Origin of the sequence: Jannaschia sp. Os4 (assembly GCF_016820245.1) — a bacterium.
Lineage (GTDB): Bacteria > Pseudomonadota > Alphaproteobacteria > Rhodobacterales > Rhodobacteraceae > Jannaschia.
The window spans coordinates 20,453-38,796 of record NZ_JAFCAR010000006.1 but is presented as its reverse complement, the minus strand read 5'-3'; the positions used below and the strand labels follow the sequence as shown (position 1 = coordinate 38,796).

The 18,344-nt window shown below is 73.6% G+C and carries 2 protein-coding genes; both read right to left on the bottom strand.

Going from position 1 to position 18,344, the window contains the following annotated elements:
• The gene (locus JQC91_RS17030; protein ID WP_203288743.1) at nucleotides 1–3,588 is read right to left on the bottom strand and encodes a TonB-dependent receptor; all 3,588 of its coding nucleotides are present in this window, start codon (nucleotides 3,586–3,588) and stop codon (nucleotides 1–3) included.
• Nucleotides 3,588–18,254: a DUF11 domain-containing protein gene (locus tag JQC91_RS17025; protein ID WP_203288741.1), complete on the bottom strand. Its 14,667-nt coding sequence runs from the start codon at nucleotides 18,252–18,254 to the stop codon at nucleotides 3,588–3,590. The genes JQC91_RS17030 and JQC91_RS17025 overlap by 1 nt, the downstream gene beginning before the upstream one ends.
• Between the last annotated feature and the right edge of the window lie 90 nt (nucleotides 18,255–18,344).

Sequence of the window (18,344 nt, the reverse complement as noted above, 5' to 3'; positions counted from 1 at the left end):
TCAGAACTTGGCGATCACGTTGACGAAGACGCCCCGGTCGTCCGCCGTGAGGTCCGTCAGGTCGTCCGAGAAGCTGCCGAAGTTGTAGCCCAGCCCGATCTTCGCGTTGCGCCCGACGTGGCGATACACCGCCCCGAGCACGCCCGTGTCCGAGAAGCCCGCCTGGTCCGCCTCCAGCCGCCGCGCCTCCAGCAGCGCGTCCCACTTGTGGGTGACGTGCCAGCGCGTGTTCACCACGGCGAGCCACGCGTCGTTGTCCTCGAAGGGCGAGGTGCCGTCGGGCGAGGTCTCGGACCAGCGCCCGCCGAACTTCGCCCCCAGCGACCACCGCTCGTTGAGGTCGTACTCGCCGTCCACCGACAGGACGTGGCTCTCCTGCCGCGGCCCCTGCCCCGCGACGCCGTCGACCTGCTGGCCCACGAGGTCGCGCACGTAGCGGTACTGGAACAGTAGGTTGAAGCGGTCGTCGAGCGTCGGGCGCAGCGCGTAGCCCAAGCCCGCCTCGGCGTAGCTGCCCTCGGGCAGCAGGTTCGCGGCGCTCTCGATGTCCGCGTACTCGAGGTTGAACCGCAGCCGTCGCGCGTCGTCGATCCGCCACTGCGCGTCCGCCGTCAGTAGGACCGCATCCTGGTCCTGCGAGACCCCCTCGTCGAGGCCCCGGTCGCGGCGCAGCTCCAGCCGGGCGCGGGCCTGCAGATCCTCGCCCTCGTCCCAGCGGACCCCGAGCGACAGGGCGCGCCGCTCGATGTCGCCCCCGAAGGGCGACCGGTCGCGCACCTCGCCCAGTTCGGCGGCGGCGGTGAAGGTCAGGTTGTCGTTGGCGCGCCAGTCGACGCCGTAGCCCTGCGTCAGCGCGCGGCGGCGCCCGAACAGGTCGTAGGTGCTCTCGGCCCAGAGGTCGACGCCCTCGCCCAGCGTGCGCGTGCCGCCCGCGACGAAGGTGCCGCGGTCGTCGCCGGACAGCGCCACGCCGTCGAACGCGCGGCCCGGATCGAGCCTCCACCCGGCGTAGGAGGTCGTCCCCGCCCCGTTGTCGTAGCGCAGGATCACGTCCCCGCCCGGCCCGCGCGCGCCGCCCGACAGTTCGGCGGCCAAGCGCCACTGCTCGTTCAGCGCCCAGTCCGCGCCGACGCCGGCACGGTGGTTGGGGCGGAAGTCGCCGGACCGGTCCGCCGTCACCTGCCCGAACACCCACCACGTCAGGTCGTCCGACGCCGCGCGGGTGAAGCGCAGGGCCACGTCCGTCCGGTCCCCGTCCTCGTCGCGCGAGGTGGCGGTGGTGGCGGTCTCGCCCCGCCGCTCGACATACTCGACCCCGAGGTCGAGCCGGTCGCGGGCGTTGAGCGCGTAGGACGCCTCGATGCCGGCCTCGGACGCCTCGCGCCCGGCGTCGTCCTCCAGCACGTCCGCGTAGAGGCGGAAGGCCAGCCGCTCCGAGGGCGCCCATTCCACGGCGCCGCCCCAGAGATCCTCGTCCACGGTCACCTGCCGGTCGAGCGACGAGAAGCCCGCCGTCCGCCGCTCGCGGTAGAAGGACAGCCCGCCCTCCGCGGCCAAGCCCAGGTCGGCGAAGTCGAGATCGAGGTTCACCGCCGCCGCCTCGCCGTCGCCGCCCACGGCGGCCGTGGTGTCGAACGTCCCGCCGCCGTCGACGGAGGTGCGGAAGCCGAAGCCCGGCCCCTCGGACCGCGCGTAGTCGAGGGCCACGAAGGACGCCTCGCCCAGACGCCACAGCAGGTCCGCGCCATAGGCCGTCTGGTCGGCGGTGCCCGTGTCCTCGGCGAGGCCCACGACGCCGAGGCGCAGGTCGTCGGTCGCCCACATCTCGGCCCGACCGCCCCACGCGTAGCCGTCGATGTCGCCCGCCGTGGGCGTGAACTCGTACTGCACCACGAGGTTGACGACCGCCTCGCCGCCCGGCGTGGTCACCACCGTGCCGCCGCCCAGCGAGGACGACAGCGGGCGGTCCAGCGTCACGATCCCCTGCACCGCGTTGAAGTCGTAGTCCCGCCCCTCGGTCAGGCGTCGCGTCTCCAGCACCCGGTCGGTGACGGGGTCGCGGATCTCCAAGGTCACGGTCTCGGAGGCGAGGTGGATGTCCTGCTCGGACAGGAAGTAGACCGACCCCCCCGTGCCCCGGAACACGTCCCGGCGGGGCAGCCGCTCGGGCGAGGCGGCGTAGAGCTCCACGGCCACGCGCGGATCCCCGCGCGACGTCATGTCGGGCGACACGTAGACGCCCCGCGCCCCGTAGAGCGTGCGCTCGTTGCGCAGGAAGCGGTTGCCGCCGACGGTCGCCTGCCAGTCCCCCCACGTGAGGCTCGACCCGTTCCGCTCGGCGTGGAGGTAGGTCTTGCCCCGCGACGGCGCGCCGTCCTCGATCAGGCTGTCGTCCCCGAACTCGCCGTAGCCCTGCTCCTCCCGGTCGATCCGGTCGAGCAGCGACGCCGCGTCCTGGTCGTCGCGCTGGTCGAAGAGGTCCGACAGCTCCTCCTCGCCGGTGTCCACGCGGCCCGTCAGGCGCCAGCCGCTCGCCGTCCGGCCCGTTCCGTAGCCCGCGATCCGGCCCCGGTCCCACGTCCGGTCCGCCTCGCCCCCGCCCGGCAGCGACAGGTCGCCCGCCCGGCGGCCCACGGTCACGTCGACGACGCCGACGCCGAACCACTCCGCGCGCGGGATCAAGACCTGCCGCTCCAGCACGGTGCGCTGGTTCGGGCCGACCACGCGCACATCCACGGGCACTTCGCCCGGGGGCAGGATGCGGCTGACGACGAACCGGCCGTCGGCGTCGGGGCGCACCGTCTCGCCCAGCACCGAGACGGTCGCGCCCGGCACGACGTTCGAGCCCGACACCGTCACCGTCCCGCCGTTGACGGGGATGCGCCGCCGGGCGGCCATGTCGCCCAACGCCGCCGCCGTGGGCGTCCCGTCCACGCGCGGCCCGTCGAGGCGCCCGCGGCGCGCGCCGAGCCCGTCCCGGAACGGCCCGTCGAGCACGGTGCCGTCGAAGGGCGACTCCACGTCCACGCCCGCGACGCCCACCTCCGGCACGTCGACCGGCCCGAGCGGGTCGAGCGGCACGACGACCGTCTCGTCGATGCGGCCCCGGGCATCTCGCACCCGCAGCATGACGCCCAGCCCCTCGCCGCGCGGCAACCGGACCACCGCCTCGCCGTTCGGGTCGATCGGCGTGCGGGCCAGCGTGCGCGATCCGCGCCCGTCGCGGCCGACCACCACGACCTCGGCGCCCGCGAGGTAGGCCGGGTAGTTCGTCCGCGCCGCCACGCGCACCGCGTCGCCCGCCTGCGGGCGGGCCGGCGCGTCGAGCACCTCGAGGGCGAGGACCCGGTCGCTGGCCAGCCCGTCGAAGCGCACCCGCACCTCCGCCTCGGCCAGCGCGACGTCGACGGGGGCCAGCCCGGTCCCCGCGGCGTCCAGCGGCGCGCGCGGGACGATGCCCTCGAGCGACCCGTCGCCCGCGACGGCCTCGCCGTCGATGGAGATCAGGAAGCCCGTGTCCTCTTGGGCGGCGGCCTGCGAGGCCAGCAGCGCGAGGACCGAGACGGCGGAGATCGTCGTGAGGCGCATCACCGGCCCTCCCTCAGGGTCTTCTCGATTTCGAGGCGGTACCTCCCCCGCCATCTCGCGCGGATCAGGTCTTCCACGGCGGACAGGCGGGCGCGGGCGGCGGCCCGGTCCTCGCCCGCGCCGGTCACGTAGGTCAGGCGCAGGAGCGACGGCTCGGCCGCGATGCGCGCCACCAGCGCGTCCACCCCGGCCCCCAGCTCGCGGCGGGGCGAGCCGTCGGCGGCGAAGGCGCGCGCGGTCAGGTCGATGTCGACCACCCGGCCCACCGCCGCCCCGAAGTTGAGCCGCGCCATCTTGCCGGCCGTCAGGCGGATCACGCGCGGGTTCTCCGTCGTCACGCGGTAGCCCGTGGGCAGCGAGCGCGGGTCGAGCTTGAGGACGAAGTTCGACCCCTCGCGCTCCGGCAGCGCCGCGCAGGGCACGGAGTAGCGCCCCTGCCCGTCCGTCGTGATGATCGTCCCGTCCGGCGCCACGAGGCGCACGCCCGCGAGCCCCGGCTCGCCCACCAGCTCGGCCGGCGCGACGCCGCCCTTGCCGGCGTCGTAGGCCTGATCGGTGATCCCGCGCGAGGGCGGATCCTGGTAGCCGTTCATGTTCCGGTCGTCGAAGACCTTCCCGATCACGTCCGAGCAGGCGAACACCGCCTCCGGCTCGATCCGCACGGCGGCGGTCGCGGTGTTGGACAGGACGCGCCCGTCCGCCGTGGTCAGGACCGTCTCGTTGACCACGCTGCCGTAGCCCGCCCGCGTCGTGACGCGCGCCCGGAAGGTGACCGTCCGCGTCGCCCCGGCGGGGAGGTCCAGCGTCCAGCGCAGGTCGCTGCCCAAGATCGCGGGCTCCTGCGCCGACCCGGCCACGCGGGCGCTGTCGGGCGTGTAGACCAGCCCGGCGGGCAGCCGGTCGATGGCGACGACGTCGTCGAGGTCCCGCTGCGTGTCGTTGCGGAAGGACAGGGTGTAGCCCACCGACTCGCCCAAGGCGGCGGTGGTGCGGTCGGCGGTCTTGGCGGCGACCACGTCGCGCACGGCGCCGCAGGACATCACGGGGATGTTGTTGTTGACGATGTAGGGGTCGCCCGCCTCGAACTCGAAGGAGGTGAAGAACGGGTTCGCCGCCGCCGAGAAGTCCGCCAGCACCCCCGAGGAGCGCCGCTCGTTCGAGCCGAGCGAGGCCGGATCCTCCGGCAGCAGGGAGGTCGCGTCCAGCGTGCCGCCCGGCGTCCGGGTGGCCGAGGGCGTGCCCACCGGCGGGTAGGACACCTCGAGTGTGTAGGCCCCCGGCGCGGTGACGAAGAACTGGTAGAAGCCCAGCGTCCCGTCCGCCACCACGTTGATCGGCCCGGTGACGCCGACGCCGGTCTGCACCGCCCCGCCGCCCCGCACGGTGATCTGGCCGCCCGACAGGATGCGCCCGTCGTCCTCGCAGTAGAGGAAGCCTGTGGGGTCGAAGTCCTCGACGTCGGGGATGCCGTCGCCGTCGCGGTCGGCGGAGGCCGACTCGATGTCGTCGGGCACCCCGTCGCCGTCGCGGTCGTTCGCGCCGACGACGGCCGAGCCCTCGGACGGGTCGCCGAGCTGGTCCGACCGCGCCGCCGCGGTGTTGGCGCGGTCCCCGCCCCCGGCAGGCAGCACGTAGGTCGCCGTCACATCGACGGTGCCGGTGGCGCCGACGCCGAGCACGCCGTCGCCCGCGAGCAGTTCGGTGTCCGCCGCGCCGTCGAAGCCGGGGTTGACCGCCGCGCCGTCGCCGAACCCGCTCTGGGTCACGATCGGGGGATAGGCCTCGGCGAGCAGCTCGCCCGGCGCCGCGAAGGCCGCGAGGTCGTCCGCCACGCGCATCCCGGTCTGGGTCACGTTACCGGTGTTCGTCACCTCGATGCGGAAGGTCGAGCGCACGATCGTCGGGAACAGCGTCTCCGAGGAGAGCACCGTCTTCTCGACCGCGAGCGCGGGCGCCGCCGCGACGGGCCCCGGCGTCGGCCGGCCCTCGCCGGTGCCGTCGAGGTCGGACGCGCCGGACACGCCCGTGCCCCCCGGCGTGGTGCCGCTGGCCGTCGCGCTGTTGAGCACGCCCCCCGCGTCCACGTCGGCTTGCGTCAGCGCGACCTCGACCGCGTAGGTCGCCGTCTCGCCGACCTGCAGGGTGCCCGCGGGCGAGCCCGCGTCCGCCGACACGAAGTCCGGCGCGACGTCCCGCGGGTCCGACCCGTCGAGCCCCGTCGTCTCGTCCGCGACGTCCACGCCCGTGAGCGTCACGTTGCCCGCGTTGCGCACGGCGATCTCGAAGACCGCCGCCTCGCCCTCGGCCGCGCCGATCTCCACGAGCGTCTTGACGACCTCCAGGTCCGGGGCGGCCACGATGGGCGCCTCGGTCGGATCGCCGTTGGGATCGCCGTCGGTGTCGTCGCCGTCGTCCGACACGTCCGTCGTCCGCGTCCTGTCCGGGGCCTCGCCCGACACGATCGCCACGTTGCGCAGGCCGCCGGAATCCACGTCCGCCTGCGTCAGCACACGGCTCACGTCCCACGTCGCCGCCGCACCGGGCGACAGGGTGGCGGGCACGTCCACCGGCGTCACCTCGGCGGAGATCGACGTCCCGTCCGCCCGCGTGAGCACGTCCGACAGCGTCAGGTCCGTCAGGTCCACGTTGCCGACGTTCGTCGCCGTCACGCGGAAGACCACCGTGTCGCCCGCCGCCGCGCCGCTCTGGCTCACGACCTTGACCGCGTCGAGTTTCGGACCCGACGGGATCACCGCGTCGGTCGGGTCGCCGGCGGAGTCGCCGTCGCCGTCGTCGCCGTCGTCCGACAGGTCGAACGCCGGCCGCCCGGCGGGGCCGAAGGCCCGCGCCAAGGCGACGTTGCGGACGCCGCCGGCGTTCACGTCGTCCTGGTCGAGCGTGCGCGCGGCGCGGTAGATCCACGTCTCGCCCACGTCGAGCGCGCCGTCGCCGTCCGCGTCCGAGGCCGCGTCGAGCGTGGGGGCCGCATCCAGCGGCAGCGGCGTCCCGTCCAACCGGGTGAGCGTGTCCTCCAAGGTCACCCCAGTCAGGGTCACGTTGCCCACGTTCTCGACCCGGATCTCGAACTCCACCACGTCGCCGGCGGCGCGGCCGGGAACGGCGACGGTCTTGGTGACCTCGAGCGCCGGCTCGCGGTCCGGGCCGTCCGTGGTCAGCTCCGCCTCGTCCGAGGCGCCGCCGCCGCGCACGCCCGTGCCCACGACCTCGGCCTCGTTGAAGATTTCGCCGCGGTCGACGTCCTCCTGCCCGACGGTCACCCCGAAGGCGCAGTCCAGCGCCGCCCCCACGGGCAGCGTCGCCGCCTCGCAGGAGAAGCCCGCCGGGGCCATCGAGTCGGTGACCGCCACGTCCTCCAAGGTGACGTCGCCGTCGTTCACCGCCCGCAGCGCGTAGGTCAGGGTCGAGCCGACGGGGCCGAAGGGCGTGGGCGTCGCGGTCTTGGTCAGCGCGAGCGACGGCGCGGCGTCGGGCAGGTCGACCGTCACGGAGGCTTCTGCCCCGACCGGCGTGCCGGTCGTGGTCTCGCCGGTGGCCTCGGCCTCGTTGGGGACCGCGCCCTCGTCCACGTCGTCCTGCGTCACCTCGTAGGTGCCCGTGCAGACGAGGGAGTCCCCCCGCGCCAGCGTCGGGGCCGCGCAGACGAAGCCGGACAGCAGCGGGTCGGTCACGCGCACGCCCTCGAGGGTCTGGTTGCCCTCGTTGGTCGCGGTCAGCGTGTAGGTCAGGATCTGGCCCAGCCCCGTCGCGGGCAGGTCGGCCACCGTCTTGCCCAGCGTGAGCAGCGGCTGCTCCTCGACCTCGACGGTCTCGGTCACCACGTCCGAGGAGACGGGCGTGCCGCCCCCGAAGGTCGTCGTGCCGCGCGCGGCGTTGACGATCTCGCCCGCGTCGAGGTCGTCCTGCGTGGCGACGTCGGTGGACGAGCAGCTCACCGTCTCGCCGGGCCGGAAGTCCGGGTCGGCGGCGGTGGGCTCGTAGCAGAGGATCGTGCCGAGCCGGTCGTCGACGACCTCGACCGCGCGGACGAAGGCGCGCGTGCCGCTGTTGGTCACGGTGAAGTCGTAGCGGATCTCGTCCCCGACCTCGGCGAAGGTCGCGCCCGCCTCGGCGGCCTTGACGATCGACAGGGCCGGCGTGCCCGCGTCCGGCACCGTCGCGGTGGCCGGGATCGAGGTCGTGCCGCCCGAGGTCGCGGTCGCGACGTTCGTCACGACCCCGAGGTCGACGTCGTCCGCCGTGACCTCGTAGGTCGCGGTGCAGGTCAGCTCGCCCTCGGGCGCGAGGCCGAGCGCGGGCAGCGCGGGGCAGGCCACCGCGTCGATCAGGTTGTCGTCCACCGTGACCGGGTCGGTCAGGGTCACGTTGCCCGTGTTCACGACGAGGTACTCGTAGGAGACGACGGCCCCGACCACGAAGTCGGCGGCGGCGATCGGCGCGGCGGTCTTGGTGACCTCCAAGGCCGGCTCTTGCCGCGCGGGCACGGTCGCGGTCACGCGCTCGGTCGTCACGCCGCCGCCCGTGGCGGTCGCCGCGTTGATGACCGATCCGCGGTCGAGGTCGTCCTGCGTCACCGCGTAGGTGCCGGTGCAGACCGTCGAGAGACCGGGGGCGAGGCCCTCCGCCAGCACCGGGCAGGCCGCGTCGGGGACGAGCGGGTCGTCGATGGTGATCGCGCCGGTGATGGTCACGTTGCCGTCGTTGGTGACGACGAACTCGAAGGGCAGCGCCTCGTCCACCTCCGAGACCGCCGCGGGGGCGTCCGCCGCCGGGCGCTTGACGAGCGACAGGGCCGGGTCGGGGTCCACGGTCACCGTGGCCGGGTCCGAGGGGTCGTCCACCGGGGTGCCGTCCGGGCCGGTGCCCGCCACGGTCGCGACGTTGCCGATCCCGCCCGCGTCCACGTCGGCTTGGGTCAGCGCGTAGGAGGCCGTCCACCGCGCCGTCTCGCCGGGGCGCAGCGTCCCCTCGCCGGAGCCGTCGTCGTTGCCCGCGAAGTCCGGGCCCGCGTCGAGGGCCAGCTCGGTACCGTCGGCCCGCGTCAGAACGTCCGACGCGACCGTCACGCCGTCGAGCGTGACGTTGCCGGTGTTCGCGGCGGTGATCTCGAAGCGGATCACGTCGCCCGCCTCGCTGGCGTCGGCGCCCTCGGTCACGACCTTGGCCGTCTCGATCCCCGGTTCGCGGTCGAGCCCGACGCGCGTCGGGTCGTCGCCCGTGTCGCCACCGCCCGTGTCGCCGTCGTCGGACACGTCGGTCACCACCGAGCCGTCCGGCGTCCCCGCGGTGGCGCGCGCCACGTTCACCAGTCCGCCCGCGTCGATGTCCTCCTGCGTGAGGACGTGCGAGGCCGCGTAGGTCCACGTCTCCCCCACCGAGAGGGCGTCGTCCCCGTCGGCGTCGCCGGACACGAGGACCGGCGCGTCCAAGGGCACCGGCGTGGCGTCGGCGCGGGTCAGGCTGTCGGTCAGGACCGGCGCGCCGAGCGTCACGTTGCCGGTGTTCGCGACGGTGATCTCGAAGGTCACCGTCTCGCCCGGGGCGGGCGGCGCCGAGAGCGCGTCCGTGTCGGCGGTCTTGACCACCTCGATCCCCGGCGCGCCCGGCTCGGGCGCGACGGAGGCGTCGTCGGTCGCCGTCACGGGATCGCCCGCGCTGTCCGTCGCCGACAGGGTCGCCGCGTTGGTCAGCGGGTCGCCCGCGTCCACGTCGGCCTGCGTCACCTCGTAGGTCGCCTCGAAGGTCACGGCGTCGCCCGGCGCGAGCACGTCCCACGTCCCGTCGTCCGCGGCGTCGGTCGAGTCGTCCGCGAGCCCCGCGTCGGCGACCAAGGTCTCGCCCGACACGTCCAGCGCGGCCGTCCCCGCGGCCGAGGTCTGGAGGTCCGCGACCGACAGCCCGGTCAGCGTCACGTTGCCCGTGTTCTCGACCCGGTAGGTGTAGGTGATCTCGTCGCCCGGCACGACGTCCGCCGTCACCGACGGGGTCTTCTCGAACAGCACCTCGGGCGTCGCGGGCAGGGCGGCGACCGTCTCGGGGTCGCCCTCCCCGTCCACCGACCGGACCGAGAGCCCGGCGTCCATCGGATCGTCGCCCGTCGCGGTCGCGCGGTTGCGCACCTCGCCCGCGTCCACGTCGGTCTGCGTCACCTCGTAGGTCGCGGTGAAGGTCACGCTCTCGCCCGGCGCGAGCGTGGTCGAGCCGCCGGACTCGATGACCGGCTCGGGATCGTCGCCGGTGCCCGAGAAGTCCGCGCCCGGCTCGGTCACGTCGACGCCGTCCACCGTCACCGTGCCGCTGTTGGTGACGAGGTAGGTGTAGGTCAGCACGTCGCCCGCGGTCGCCCCGTCCGCGCCGAGCGCCGCCGCCACCGTCTTGACCAAGGTCAGCTCCGGCACGCCCATCAGGTCGGTCACCGTGGCGTCGTCGTCGCCGGCCGTCGCGCCCGAGACGTCGGACACGTCCGCGCCCTCGGGATCCTGCCCGGTGGCCGTGGCCTGGTTCTCCACCTCGCCGCGGTCGAGGTCGCCCTGCTCCAGCTCGTAGGTCGCCACGAAGGTCGCGGTGCCGCCCGGCTCGAGGTCGACCGTCGCCGCCCCGCCCGGCTGGACCACCGGCTCCGGCGCGTCGCCCGCGCCGCCGAAGCCCGTCTCGTCCACGCCCACGCCCGTCAGCGTCACGTTGCCCGTGTTCTCGACCACGTAGGTGTAGGCGATGGAGTCCGCCTCGCCCGTCCGCCCGTCGCCGTCGTCCACCAGCACGGCGGACTTCACCACCGTCAGGCCCGGCTCGCGCAAGAGGGCCGTCTCGGTCGGGTCGTCGTCGTCGACCGTGCCGCCCGACAGGTCGGACACGTCGCCCTGCGGCCCGGTGCCCGTGGCCGTCGCTTGGTTCGTCACGCCGCCGGCGTCCACGTCGCCCTGCTCCAGCGCGTAGGTCGCGCGGAAGGTCATCGACTCGCCCGGCGCGAGGTCGGGGCCGCCCGAGACGACCGTCGGCACCGGCGCGTCGCCCACGCCCCCGAAGCCCGTCTCGGCCAGCACGATCCCCTCGAGCGTGACGTTGCCCGCGTTGGCCACCGTGTAGTCGTAGGTAATCACGTCGCCCGCGTCGGCCCCGTCCCCGCCATCCGCGAGGCTGGCCGCCTTCACGACCGTGATCGCCGCGTCGCGGTCGAGCGGCACCGTCACCGGGGCGTCGGTCCCGTCCTCGACCTCGGCGCCCTGCGGATCGTCCGCCGTCGCCGCCGCCGCGTTGGACAGCCCGCCCGCGTCGAGCGCCGCCTGCGTCAGGTCGAGCGTCGCGGTGTAGACCCACGTCTCGCCGACATCGAGCTCGAGGTCGGAATCCGCGTCGCCGGAGGCCAGCGTCGGCCCGTCCGACAGCGTCAGCGCGGCGCCGCCCGGCGTCGTGCCCACGGTCGGCGTGTCCGTCAGGTCGACGCCCGTCAGGGTGACGTTGCCCGCGTTCCGCACCTGGATCGTGAAGGTGACGACCTCGTCCTCCGCCGGCGGCGAGGACAGCGCGGTCGTGTCCGCCGTCTTGGTCACCTCCAGCCCGGCCGCCTTGCCCGGCACGTTGACGGAGGCGTCGGACGTCTCGACCAGCCGGTCGCTCCCGTCCGCCGGGTCGGCCCGCACGCGCGCCGTGTTGGTCAGCGCCGCCTGCGCGTCCACGTCGGCCTGCGTCACCTCGTAGGTCGTGGTGAAGGCGATCACGTCGCCCGCGCCCAGCGACGACCAGACGCCGTCGCCCGCCGTCGCGTCGGTGGCGTCCGTCTCGCCCGCCTCCGTCACGAGCCGCTCGTCCGTGACCGCGAGATCCTCGGTGCCCGACGCGCTCTCGTGGCGGTCGCGCAGCGTCACGTCGGTCAGCGTCACGTTGCCCGTGTTGGTGACCGTGTGGGTGTAGGTGATCGTCTCGCCGACGGCGGCGGTCGCCCGGTCCGCGACCTTCTCGACGGCGAGGCCCGGCGTCTGGGTCGCGGGCACGGATTCGCGCGCGGTGGCGGTCGGGGCCAGCGGCTCCGACGTCGCGGTCGCCACGGCCACGTTGTCCATCGACCCGCCGTCGAGGTCGGCCTGCTCCACGGTGTCGGTGGCGGTGCAGGCGTAGGTCGCGAGCGGCGGCAGCCCGCCCGGCGGCAGCCCGGCGCAGTCGAAGACGCCGATCCGGTCGTCGTCGATCTCGATCGGCCCCTCGAGCGTGACGTTGCCGGAGTTCAGGACCGTGAAGGTGTAGGTGACCGTCTCGCCGACCGTGGCGACGGCGGACAGGTCGGCCTCCTTGGCGAGCGAAAGGCGCGGCTCGCGCAGCGGGCCCACGACGAGCAGGTCGTCCGACCCCGTCTCGACGGTGCCGTCGGGGTCGCCGTAGGTGACGGTGGCGCGCGCGACGTTGGTGAACCCGCCCCGGGTCTCTCCGTCGATCTCGAGCTCGGCGTCGACGTCGGCCTGCGTCACCTCGTAGTCGAAGCGGCAGGACGTGTCCGTCGCGCCCGGCGCGATCGGCCCGACCGTGCAGGAGGCCGGCGTCACGTCGAGGTCGTCGGTGATGACGGCCTCGACGATGGTCACGTTGCCGGTGTTCTCGACCGCGACCTGGAACGACACGACCTGGCCCGCGGACGAGAAGTCCTCGCCCGCCTCGGTGCCCGAGAAGAGGGTCTTCTCGATGGCGAAGGACGTGTCTTGGTCCACGAGGCCGACGGTGAGCCTGTCCGTCCCGCTTACCGTCCCGCCCTGCGGCGTGGCGCCGGTGGCGGTGGCGGTGTTGGTGAACGAGCCGCGGTCCACGTCCGCCTGCGTCACCTCGTAGGTGCCCACGCAGACGACCGCGTCGGTCGGGCCGAGCACGATGTTGGCGGGCGCCGGCAGCGCGTCGATCGTGCAGGCGAGGTCGTCGATCTCGAGATCCGCGACGTCGATCGCGGACAGGGTCTGGTCGCCCGTGTTGGTGACGGTGATCGTGTAGGTCAGCTCCTCGCCGAGCGCCGCCGTCAGCGGGCCGGCGGTCTGCAGCTTCACGACCGCGAGTTCGGGCGAGGCGGTGCCTTCGACCGTCACGGACTGCGGCTCGGAGGTCACGATCGAGACGTCGACGGCGCCCCGGAACTCGGTCGCGGCGGTGGCCACGTTCGTGACCACGTTGGCGTCCGCGTCGGCTTGGGTGACGACGTAGTCGAACTCGCAGAAGCCCGTGCCGCCGACCGGCAGGGAGGGCGCCCCCTCGGTACGGCAGATCCGCGTGCCGATCTTGTCGTCCGAGATCGTGATCGCGTTCGGGATCCCGACGTTGCCCGCGTTGGTGTAGGTGTAGCGGTAGGTGACGACCTCGCCCGCCTCGGCGAAGGTCGAGCGGCCGGTGTCGCCCCCGACGGCCACGACCTCCTTCTGCAGGTCGATGTTCGGCTCCACGTTGCGCGGGAAGGTCGCGCCGTCGTCGGGGCTGCGGACCGGCGCGCCGTCGAACGTGCCGGTGGCGAAGGCGTTGTTGAAGACGCCCTGCGCGTCGAGGTCCGCGTCGATCACGACGTAGGGCATCGTGCAGGCGAACGAGCCGCCCGGCGCCAAGGTCGCCGGCAGCGAGGCGCAGACGGGTGTCCCGATCGAGTCCACCACCGCGAAGGGCGCGGCCAGCGTCACGTCGCCGTCGTTGGTGACGACGAACCGGTATCTCAGGATGGTGCCCACGTCCAAGGTGCCGCCGTTCGGGTCGGGCGTCGTGTCGGCGAGGCTGTCGAGCACCCCCTCGAACGTCTTGACGATGGAGAGCGACGGATCCTGCCGCGCCACGATCGTGACGCTGTCGTCGTTGGACTCGTACTCCACCCCGTCGAAGACCGTCTTGGCCGAGGCCGTGTTGGTCACGACCCCGTCGTCGAGGCCGGTCTGGTCCGCCTCGTAGTCCTGCTCGCAGGTCACCGACGCCCCGGGCGCCAGCCCGGCGGGCGCGCAGGAGAGGACGCCCGCGATCTTGTCGTCCTCGACCGTGACAGGCGCGGTGGTCGTCACGTTGCCCGCGTTGGTGACCACGTACTCGAAGGTCAGCAGGTCGCCCACGGCGTCGAAGCTCGCCGCCTGGCCCGCCTTCAGCCGCTTCTCGATGGTCAGCGCGGGGCGCTGCGCCGGCGTCAGGCTCTCGCTGCCGCCGTCCGTCGCGGTCAGCTCGGTCGGCGCGTTCGGCCCGGAGGGGACGACCGGCTGCGTGACGCTCGCGGTCGCCGTGTTGTCGAGCGTCCCGGCGTCGAGGTCGGCCTGCGTCACCTCGTAGGTGCCCGAGCAGGTGACCGACGCGCCCGGCGCGACCGGGCCCGCCGGGCAGGCCGCGTTCGGCACCTTCGCGTCCGAGATCGTGATCGGCGCGGTGAGCGTGACGTTCGAGCGGTTGGTGACCTCGAACTCGTAGGTGACGATCTGGCCCACCGTGTCGAAGCCCGCCCCGTCGGGGCTGGACTTCGTCATCTCGATGGCGACGGTCTGCGCCGGTCCGGGGACCGAGATCGTCACCGTGTCCTCGACCGGCGCGCCGGACTCCGCGGCCTCGCCCGCCACGGTGGCCGAGTTGACCACCTGCCCCGCGTCCACGTCCGGCTGCGCCGTCGGCCGCACCGCCGACAGGGGGGTCGCGTCCGAGCAGGCCGTCGCCGTCTCGCCCGGCGCGAGGTCGTCCACCGGGCAGCTGAACCCGAGCGCCGGGTCCGTGACCACGAGATCCGTCAGCGTCACGTTGCCGGTGTTCTCCACCTCGAAGGTGAAGGTCAGGCTGTCGACCGGCGCCGCGAAGGCCGCCTTGTCCGCCACCTTGGCGATCGAGACCGAGGGCGTCCGCGCGGGCCCGTCCACGACCGCGACCGCCGAGGCCTCGTCGGGCGCCGCCACGCCCGCGGGCGCGGTGGCGTTCACGTCCGCCGTGTTGGTGATCGAGCCGACGTCCAAGTCGCCCTGCCCCGTGCGGTAGGTCGCCGTGCAGGTGGTCGCGTCCTCCTCGCCCGGCGCGAGCGAGCCGATCACGCAGGTCAGGTCCGGATCGAAGAACTCGTCCGTCACCGTCACGTCCGTGAGCGTCACGTTGCCCGCGTTGCGGACCCGGAAGCGGAAGGTCACGTCCTCCAGCGGGCCAGAGAACGACGCCGGCCCCTCCTTGGTCATCTCGAGCGCGGCCGTCCGCGCGGGGCCGTCCACCGTCACCCCGTCCTTCACGTCCGGAAAGGAGGGCGACGACAGCGTGGCCACGTTCGCCCGGCCACCCGTGTCGACGTCGTCCTGGTCCGTGACGTAGTCGAAGCTGCACGACGTGCTCGCCGCCGGCGCGAGGTCCGTCACCACGCAGGAGAAGGACGCGGGCGCGAGCGGGTCCGCGACCGTCGCGCTCGGGATCGTCAGCGTCCCGTCGTTCGTCACCGTCAGGGTGTAGGCGATCGTCTCGCCGGGCGCCGCGAAGGCGGCGCGGTCGGCCGTCTTGTCGAGGCGCGGCGCGAAGGTGCCGGCGCCGGGCGCGCGGGTCACGACGTGGCCGTCGGAGACCGGCGCCGCGCTGCCCTGCGCGGGCACGACGCTGGCCGTCGCGCTGTTGAGGAGCGTGCCCGCGTCGAACTCGGCTTGGCTGACCTCGAGCGTGCCCGTGCAGTCGTCCGACCCGCCCGGCGCGATCGGCCCCAGCGCGCAGGACAGGCCCGGGATGCGCGGGTCCGACACCGAGGCCGAGGTCAGCGTCACGTTGCCGTCGTTGGTGACAGTGAACGTGTAGGTCAGCTCCTCGCCCGCCGCCGAGAAGGTCGCGGGGCCGTCCTTGCTGAAGGTGAAGGACGGCTGGGGGTCGACCGGCACCGAGGCGGTCGCCGCGTCCGACGCGATGGTCGTCGTCACCCCGCCCCGCTCGAACGGGAAGGAGGCCGTCGCGCTGTTCTCGACGGACCCGGCGTCCAGCTCGGCTTGGGTCACGCCCACGCGCTGCCCCGTGCACTGGAAGCTCTGTCCCGGGTCGAGGGTCGGGGGCTGCGCGCAGACCGCCGGCCCCGTCAGCCGGGCGTCCGTGATCGTGACGGGCTGCAGCGCCGCGACGATCTGCGTGTCGCCGTCGTTGGTGACCGTGAAGACGTAGTCGATCGTGTCCGTCACCGCGTCCACGTCCGCCGTCGTCGACGTCTTTTCCAAGGACAGCGCCGGGTTGCCCGCGATGGAGACCTGCGCCGTCACCTGCGGCGACGTCGCGGTCCCCGCCGCGGCGGAGGCGACGTTGTTCACCACCCCCGACGCGACGTCGTCGGCGGTCAGCTCGTAGGCGCCCGTGCACCGGACCGTGACGCCCGGCGCCAAGGGCAGCGGGCCGCAGTCCACCGCCCCGATCCGGTCGTCCGTCACCGTCAGCCGGGCCGCGCCGGTGTTGGCCTGCGTCAGCGTGACGTTGCCGTCGTTGGTGACGTCGAACGCGTAGGTGATCGTCGCGCCGACGACGAAGTCGGCCACGTCCACCACGGGCGGCGTCTTGACCAGCGCGAGCGACGGCATCGCGTCGACGGTGACCGTGACGCTGTCCTCGTCCGTCGTCACGTCGGCGAGGCCGTCCGCCGAGATCACCGCCTCGGCGGTGTTCGTCACCGACCCCGCGTCGAGGTCCTCCTGGTCGAACGTGTCGTCCGTGCCGGTGCAGGTCGCGCTCGCGCCGGGCGCGATCCCGCCCGCCGGGCAGGTCACCGCGAAGCCCCGGTCGTCCGTCACCGCCACCGCGTCGATGGTCACCGTGCCGGTGTTGGTCACGACGTACTCGAACGCCACCGTGTCGGCTGCTGCCGAGAAGGTGCCCGCCTGCCCCGCCGCCAGACGCTTGTCCAAGCTGGCCGACAGGGTGCGCACCGACGGCACGGTCAGGTCGTCGTCCGCCTGCGCCGTCGCCGTCCCGCCCGCGAGGTCCACCGCCACCGCCGCCGTCGCGATGTTGTCCACGCCGCCTTCGTCGACGTCGTCTTGGTCGACCGCGTAGGTGCCGGTGCAGGTGACGGTCGCGCCGGGGGCCACCGCGCCGGCGGGGCAGGACAGCGCCGGGAGCAGCGGGTCCGTGACCGTCAGGTCGCCGTCCTGCCACGTCACGTTGCCGGTGTTGGTGACGCGGACCGTGTAGTCGATCTCGTCGTTCGCGTCGTCGAACTCGGACTGCGCCGCGGTCTTGGCGACCGTCAGCGTCACGCGGGGTGCCGGCCCGTCGAGGTTGTCGGTGTCCGTGTGGCTGACCGTCGAGCCGTCGCGCGCGCTCTCGCCCACGGCGGTCGCGCTGTTCTGGAGGGAGTCGTCGCCGTTCCGCCCGCCCGGCTTCTGCTCGCCCGCGAGGAGCCACGCGTCCACGTCCGCCTGCGTGACCGTGTAGTCCACCGTGCACGACGAGTCCCGATCGCCCGGCGCGATCTCGGGGATGGTGCAGGAGTAGCCGGGGAACAGCGCGTCCGTGACCACGACGTTGCGCAGCGTCACGTCGCTCGGCGTCCCGGCCCCGTTCGGCGCCCGCGCGTCCACGTTGAGGACGTAGGACACCACCGACCCCGCCTCGCCGAAGCGGGCGAGGTTCGCCGGGACCGTCTCCTTGCGCACCCGGATGCGGGCGACCGGGTTCGGCGGCCCGTCGAGGGTGAAGCGCTCGGTCAGCGCGCCGAGGGTGCCCTCCTCCGGCGTGCCCCGCGCCTGCGCCACGTTGGTGACCGAGCCGCGGTCCACGTCCTCTTGGGTGATCGTGTAGGTGCCGGTGCAGGTCGCCGCGTTCGGGGTCTGCCCGAACGCCACGTCCTCGATCCGCGTGACGTCGCAGGTGACGTCCGCGATCTTGTCGTCGATCACCTGGAGGTCGTCGATCGGGACCGAGCCGATGTTGGTGACGACATACTCGAAGTCGAAGGTCTCGCCCGCCACGAGGTAGTCGTTGTCCGGCTCGCTCGCCGCCAGCCCCTTGGTCAGCTCGTAGCCCGGCGCGACCGTCCGGATGTCCTCGTCCTGGAGCGAGTTGCCGAGGGTGAAGTCCCAGAAGTTGTCGTTCGGTGTCCGGTCGAACACCTGCGTCGTCGTCCGGCCCGTCGACAGGATGTTGGCGAGGAGCTGCGGGTTCGTGCTACTGAACCACCCGGTCGCGAAGAGGTTGTTGCCGAAGCCCGTCCCCGACGAGAACGCGGTCGTCCCCGCGAGGTTCGTCGCCTGCGTCGGCAGCCCGGACCACGAGCCCACGTCGAAGCCGTTGAGCCGCAGCGTGATCCGGTTCTCGTCGAACTCCCCCGGCGCCGTGTCGCCGTCGTAGGCGGTGAAGCGCACGTAGGCCGCCGCGAGTGACCCGCCGAAGTAGGTCGCGCAGGTCGACGCGCCGCAGTCGAGCGAGATCGGGTCGTTGATCGTGAACGGGTTGCCGCGGAACCGCGCGGGCTGGCCGCTGTTCTGGAACCCGCGGAAGGCGCCGCTGGGGTCGGAGAACTGGAAGTAGCTGTTGCCGTTGACCCCGACGAGCACGATCACCGCGCCCCCCGCCTCCGGGTAGTTCGCCGGGATCGTCAGTCCGGTGCCGGGCACCTGGGTGGTGAATGGGGTCGCGTCCGCCCCGCCCGACCACAGGCCCAGCCCAAGCGCCAAGGCGCCGACGCGCCCCAAGGCGCGGATCGTCCGTCCGAAAACCATGCTCACTGCCCGGACCCCAAGGCCCGCCCCGATATCAGAACCCCTGCGCCGGACTTCGCCGCCCGATCTCTCGTGCGAATAGGTCGGGGC

Excerpts from the sequence above, each read along its gene's own strand:
- JQC91_RS17030 (WP_203288743.1), bottom strand. The coding sequence starts at position 3,588 with ATGCGCCTCACGACGATCTCCGCCGTCTCGGTCCTCGCGCTGCTGGCC.
- JQC91_RS17025 (WP_203288741.1), bottom strand. The coding sequence starts at position 18,254 with ATGGTTTTCGGACGGACGATCCGCGCCTTGGGGCGCGTCGGCGCCTTG.